This window comes from Cellulomonas bogoriensis 69B4 = DSM 16987, assembly GCF_000767165.1.
In the GTDB taxonomy this organism is placed as follows: domain Bacteria; phylum Actinomycetota; class Actinomycetes; order Actinomycetales; family Cellulomonadaceae; genus Actinotalea; species Actinotalea bogoriensis.
This window is the reverse complement of the sequence record NZ_AXCZ01000465.1, coordinates 1-479: the sequence shown is the minus strand read 5'-3', so window position 1 is coordinate 479 and position 479 is coordinate 1. Positions and strand designations below refer to the sequence as shown.

The window sequence follows — 479 nt, the reverse complement described above, 5'->3', positions numbered from 1 at the left end:
CCCCGGCGGCCGAGCCCCGCCCCACGCCGGACGTCCCCGTGGAGCCGGCCCCCGCCCCACCGGCCGGTGGGACGGGCCCTGCGCTGGATGCGGAGACGGTGCGCCGCCGCTGGCCCGAGGTGCTGCAGACCCTGCGCGGCCTGCGGATGGCCACCTGGGTGCTGGTGAGCCAGAACGGTCACGTCGCCGAGGTCACCGCCTCCACGTTGGCGCTCGCCTTCAGCACCCCGCAGCTGGCGACGACGTTCCGCACGGGCCCGCACCCGGGCAACGTCCAACGTGCCCTGCACGAGACCCTCGGCCTGGACCTGCGGGTCGACGCCGTGGTGACCGGGGCCGAGGCGGGGGCGCCGGGGCCCGGTGGCGGCAGCCGTGGTGACCGTGGGGGCGCACGGTCCGAGGCCGCAGTCACCACCTCACCGCGCGCGACCATGTCGGTGAGCGAGGCCGAGGCGTCCTGGGACGTGGCACCGGCGCCT

At 77.7% G+C, this 479-nt stretch carries 1 pseudogene; it reads left to right on the top strand.

Going from position 1 to position 479, the window contains the following annotated elements:
* A pseudogene (locus tag N869_RS18250) lies at positions 1 to 479 on the top strand (DNA polymerase III subunit gamma and tau); the annotation flags it as partial.